4 protein-coding genes are annotated in these 5,537 nt (G+C 45.0%); 2 read left to right on the plus strand and 2 right to left on the minus strand.

Annotated features, from left to right (window positions below; genetic code table 11):
• Positions 1-373: 373 nt before the first annotated feature.
• Positions 374-1,936 carry a cation:proton antiporter gene (locus tag J0895_RS09735; protein ID WP_207087904.1) on the minus strand — a complete coding sequence of 521 codons (1,563 nt, stop codon included), beginning with the start codon at positions 1,934-1,936 and terminating at the stop codon, positions 374-376.
• Positions 1,937-2,436: 500 nt separating this feature from the next.
• Here J0895_RS09735 and J0895_RS09740 point away from each other — a divergent pair, with 500 nt between their 5' ends.
• Positions 2,437-3,831 carry a glycoside hydrolase 100 family protein gene (locus tag J0895_RS09740; RefSeq protein ID WP_207087905.1) on the plus strand — a complete coding sequence of 465 codons (1,395 nt, stop codon included), beginning with the start codon at positions 2,437-2,439 and terminating at the stop codon, positions 3,829-3,831.
• 529 nt (positions 3,832-4,360) lie between these two features.
• Here J0895_RS09740 and J0895_RS09745 read toward each other — a convergent pair.
• The gene (locus J0895_RS09745; RefSeq protein ID WP_207087906.1) at positions 4,361-4,570 is read right to left on the minus strand and encodes a hypothetical protein; all 210 of its coding nucleotides are present in this window, start codon (positions 4,568-4,570) and stop codon (positions 4,361-4,363) included.
• Positions 4,571-4,759: 189 nt separating this feature from the next.
• Between J0895_RS09745 and J0895_RS09750 the strand changes: the two genes are divergently transcribed.
• Complete coding sequence (locus J0895_RS09750; protein WP_207087907.1) at positions 4,760-5,491, plus strand: hypothetical protein; 732 nt, start codon at positions 4,760-4,762, stop codon at positions 5,489-5,491.
• Positions 5,492-5,537: the final 46 nt, after the last annotated feature.

A 5,537-nucleotide genomic window follows, 5' to 3' on the forward strand; every position in this document is an offset into this window, starting at 1 on the left:
AGGCTTATGTAAGCGTTTAATTCGAGCCAATTGTGGGGAAATTTGGGTGGATTCTTCTTGCAATAAAGGCAGTGCATTTCACTTTACCCTACCGGTATATCGACAATAAAAATGACCGGATTATAGCGGTTCCCCTAGTTATTCGCTGACATTTTTATCCTATAGCAATCCTAAATGATTTATGCCCTCTCCTGCTCCCCTCTCCCGTCTTGGGAGAGGGGTTGGGGGTGAGGGCATTCCACAACTGATAAAGGATCTGCTATAGGAAGCAAGATGCTTCCTAGGGTCATTCAGTTTAAATGTTCTACTGACTCTTTAGAAGTGGCTTGAATGGGAGAGAATTCCTGTGAGCAAACCCGACTTAAGACTGGCTTCAATCCCCTCCTTTTAGCACGTCTTGTAAGAAGGGGGCTAAATCTCGATTCAGCCGACCCGATCGCACGAATTCGGCATAAGTATCAGCTTCGATCGCCAGGAGTTCTTCTTTGAATTGTTCCCGGGCAAAATCCTGGATATCCGGTTCTTTAATTCGCATTTGGTTAATGTTATTTTGAATTTCTTTGACTTGTCCTTCTACCAGGGCAATTTGATAGCGATAAAACTCCCAATCAATATCGGGTCCATCTTGTCCCTCTTTCAAGTGGTCCAGGACTCGTTTGAGTGCGGCGCGACGGGCGATCGCCTCTAAATAGTTCTGGCGGACTGTTTGATCTACCAACAAATTCAAGACTTTAAGCAGGGGTTTGATGGTTAAACCTTGAACGAGTAAGGTAAATAAAACTACCCCAAATACAGTAGCAATAATTTCTTCCCGCGCCTCTAAAATTATCGGGACAGAAAGGGCGAGGGCGATGGATACAGAACCCCGCAATCCTCCCCACCACAAGACGGTTTGCTGCCGCACATTGATGTCAGATTTTACCAGTACATTGCTCAATGCACCGAGGGCATAAATGGCGATCGCCCGGGTGACTAACATTGCACCTAGGGTAATGGCGATCGTGTCTAAATTTCGGGCAAGGGAACCAAACTGAATTTGGTCGCCAATCAGCAAGAAAACGATGGAGTTGACAAAAAAGGCTAAAAACTCCCAAAACTCGCTAACAATCAGCCTGGTGCGCGGATTCATGCCGATTCGTGAGCCAAAGTTACCTAAGACTAACCCCACGGTAACTACGCCAATTACACCAGATCCACCGAGTTTTTCGACGATTAGATAGGTGCCGTAGGCGGAGACTAGGGTTAAGGATTGTTCGACGAGGGGTAAATCAAAGCGTTGGGTGAGGTAGGAAATCCCGAATCCGATTAAGCTGCCCATGCCGATACCGATGCCTGCAAAGGCAAAAAATTGGGCGATCGTCCCGCGCAGTTCAAATTGGTTGGTTCCTAATGCCAGTCCCACGAGTAAGCTAAAGGCAACGACTGCTACTCCGTCATTGAATAAACTTTCCCCTTCCATCAAGGTGGAGAGGCGTTTTTCCACCCCAAGTTCTCGAAATAGCGCAATTACGGAAATCGGATCTGTGGCGGAGAGACTCGCGCCGATTAACAAGGCGGTGGCAAGGGGAATGGTTGCAAACTGATTGAGGGCGATCGCAATCCCTAGGACGGAAATTAGCACCCCGAGGATGGCATACAAGGTCACGGGGACTAAATCTCGTTTTAAGTCTTTCCAGCGCAGATTCCAGGCGGCTTCAAATAACAACGGTGGCAAAAATATCGACAGGATTAGCGCGGGGGACAGGTTGACGAGGCGCACATCTACAAAGGCTAAACCTAATCCGACAATCACCAATAACAGGGTGTAGGGAATTTGTCGCACCCAACTAAAAATTTGCGGGAGTGTCGCAACAGTTAGAGAGACAGTCAGCACGAGTAAAAAGCGCTCTAAACTCTCCTGGATTAAGGCTTCACTTGTAGTCGGTTCTATTGACATGACGATTCGATAAATGAGTTTCTCTGTAATGACGGGTCATTCTTTCGATTTCGTTTTAGCATACCGTTTCACCGTCTAGGGGTGGCAGAAGGTTTTGGCAAGGGAGAATAAATAAGATATTACAGATTGCGAATATTATATTCTGGGGGGTAAGGGGGAGTGTCCTCGGGCTCTTTGAAGTGAGGCGATCGCCCATTTTGACAAGATCCCCCAGGGAGAAATTTAGTTTTAATCATGATTTTTAAATGACATTTCAACTTTTAAACCTCAGATTTAACGCCGGACCTCTAACACAAATGGACAAAATCATGATAAGATAAACCCAATAACTCCGGTGGGGATAGTAGCGTGGCAGTGCAGCATTTGCCTAACCGCCCCCGATTCTTTTTTTGAATACTGAGTCTATCGACAAATCGCCGGACGCTCAGAGGATTGACTGTCTTCAAAGTTCATAATCCAACAGTTGGGGCGAATTGTTTACTGTTCAAACAATTAAATCAATGAAAAGAAAAAAAATTAATCCAGCCGATGCTCACGCCCTCTTAGAGAATTCTATTTTCTATTATCAGGGTGAACCAGCGGGGACCGTAGCTGCCCATGATCCAAAGTTAGATGCACTCAACTACGATCAGTGCTTTATCCGAGATTTTGTTTCTGGGGCTTTGATATTTTTAATTGAAGGAAAAACCGAGATTGTCAAAAATTTCCTGATTCATACCTTAGCCTTACAGAAACATGAGAAAAAAATGGACTGCTTTGAACCCAGTGCGGGTTTGATGCCTGCCAGTTATAAAGTCATTCATGAAGATGGGAAAGAGGAATTATTGGGGGATTTTGGCAACCATGCGATCGGGCACGTTGCCCCGGTTGATTCGGGCTTTTGGTGGTTGTTTTTACTCCGCGCTTATGTTAAGAAAACCGGGGATATGTCCTTCGCCCATCAACCGGAATTTCAAGAAGGCATCAAATTGGTTTTGGAGTTGTGTTTACGGTCTCGTTTTGAGATGTTTCCGACTCTGTTAGTTCCCGATGGTTCATTTATGATTGACCGACGGATGGGGGTTTATGGTCATCCCTTGGAAATCCAATCCTTGTTTTATATAGCATTGCGATCGGCCCGAGAGTTACTGCGATCGGACAATGAGGATGGCAGTTCCTATCTCGAAGCGATTAATAACCGATTAGGGTCTTTACGATATCACATTCGAGAATATTATTGGCTCGACTTCAAGCGATTGAACGAAATTCATCGCTTTGAAAGCAATCAATTTGGAAAAGATGCGGTGAATAAGTTTAATATCTATCCCAGTTCAATTCCTCACTGGGTGACGTTATGGATGCCGGACCGAGGGGGATATTTAGCGGGAAATTTGGGTCCGGGCCGGATAGATTTTCGCTTTTTCAGCTTAGGCAATTTATTAGCGATTTTGGGGTCCTTGTCTTCAGAAGAAGAGTGTCAAGGAATTGTTCAGCTAATTGAAGAACGGTGGTCAGATTTGGTGGGACGAATGCCGATAAAAATAGCGTTTCCAGCGGTGGAAAATCTGGAGTGGGAAATTGTTACTGGGTCTGACCCGAAAAATCCCCCTTGGTCTTATCATAATGGGGGAAGTTGGCCGGTGTTAATCTGGCCTTTGGTGGCAGCCTTTCATAAAGTGGGCCGCCCGGAATTAGGGGAAAAAGTCCTGGAAATTGCGGGCGATCGCCTAATTGAAGATGAATGGCCGGAATATTATGATGGCAAAAATGGTCGCTTAATTGGCAAAGAGGCAAGGCGGTATCAAACTTGGAGCATTTCGGGATATTTACTCGGAAAAATGCTCCAGGAAAACCCAGAGTCTCTTTCTTTGATGACTTTTGATGAAGATCCAGAGATTCACGGCTGTCCAGTTTAATTAGACGGTTGGGGAACTCAAATTTACAATGTAGAGTTGATTCGCGAATCAACCCTACATTGATGGTTTTAAGCAGTCATGCAAAATAAATTGCACATTTTGATTCGCTGAAACCCTTGTCCAGACTAGCCAAAGGGATGCAATTATTTTTGCACCAGTGCTTATCTTAAATAATGCCTCAGTCTCATGGAAGAAGATTAATGACTAAAAAGTAGTGCGAGCATCTTGCTCGCTGGCTTTGTTACAAATCATTTAGGATTGCTATAGGCGATCGCCTCTCAATATTCAAACCTCAGATTTAACACCGGCTCTCTACCCCAACTGGACAAAATCATACTCAGATAAACCCCATAAATCCTGTTTGAATAGGAAAGCGTTAGTGCAGCACTTGTCTACCCTTTCCCGGTTCTCTTTTTGAATAATGAAAAGAAATTAATTCAGCCGATGCTCACACCCTCCTAGATAATTCTATTTTTTGTGCTCAGGTGACACCAGAGAGGATTGCTATATCCCCTCACTGGTTTCTTAATTACCCAACTAAGAAGAAATCATCTGAGGTAATCAGGGAAGCATCCACCCCATTAAGGGTGGCAAGTAAGTCATTACCGGCATAAATGAACGTGCCAGTATTGCCTTGAGTTACCGTTAGGTTCGCGAAGGATAAACCCAGTACCAAAACCATCAAATCGATGCCATCTGTAAAGTCAACAAACCAAGATGGCGCTAATTCATCCTGCAAAAACGAGGATTAGAACGGGTTTCCCAACAATAGCTATCCACAATAAAACCCCTTCATTTAGAGACGAGGATCAGAACGGGTCTCCCAACAATAGTTACCCACCGTCGCGCTTGGCGATCGCACTACAGTTAAACTCTATAATAAGATTGCAGATATACGATTCCTATAGTCGTTTGTAATATTAAGGATATGGTACGACTGAGTTTACTGTTGGCGATCGCATTGGCATTAATCCATATTTGTGCCGGGAATTTGCGGGTTCTGGAAACAATTCCGCGCAGTCGCTGGCTATCGGTAGCTGGTGGGGTGTCGGTTGCTTACGTTTTCATTCACATTTTCCCAGAATTGAGTGCGGGACAGATTGCGATCGAAGAGGCAAATTTGCCGGTTCTTGACTATCTCGAACATCATGTCTACCTGATGTCTTTATTGGGGTTTTCTTTATTTTATGGACTGGAAAGATTGGCAAAAAAGTCTCGGGAAAACCAGCGAAAAACCGGACGGGGAGATATTACTAGCGAATGGGTTTTTTGGATTCATATTTCTTCATTCGCGGTTTATAATGTTTTGATTGGCTATCTATTGCTCCACCGAGAAGAACCGGGACTGTGGAGTTTAGTCTTGTTTTTTATCGCAATGGCGCTGCATTTTATCGTCAATGATTTTGGATTGCGAGAACATCACAAACATAGCTATCAGCGGCGGGGACGCTGGGTGTTGGCGGCGGCGGCGATCGCTGGATGGATGATTGGCAGTGCGACGGAAATTTCCGAGGCGGCGATCGCCGTGCTCTTTGCATTTTTAGCTGGAGGAGTTATCCTGAATATCCTTAAAGAAGAACTGCCGGAAGAACGAGAAAGTCGGTTTTGGGCGTTTGCCGCAGGTGCGACGGTGTATGCAGCACTCCTGTTAGCTTTGTGAGAGTATCGGCAGCAATCTGCCTACAGAGAGATGCGGTTAAAACTGG

This window comes from Phormidium pseudopriestleyi FRX01 (assembly GCF_017313335.1).
Classification (GTDB): Bacteria; Cyanobacteriota; Cyanobacteriia; order Cyanobacteriales; family Laspinemataceae; genus Laspinema; species Laspinema pseudopriestleyi.

What these genes read in the sequence shown, in the direction of transcription:
- J0895_RS09740 (WP_207087905.1), top strand. Translation starts at nt 2,437, where the DNA reads ATGAAAAGAAAAAAAATTAATCCAGCCGATGCTCACGCCCTCTTAGAG.
- J0895_RS09750 (WP_207087907.1), top strand. Translation starts at nt 4,760, where the DNA reads ATGGTACGACTGAGTTTACTGTTGGCGATCGCATTGGCATTAATCCAT.
- J0895_RS09735 (WP_207087904.1), bottom strand. Translation starts at nt 1,936, where the DNA reads ATGTCAATAGAACCGACTACAAGTGAAGCCTTAATCCAGGAGAGTTTA.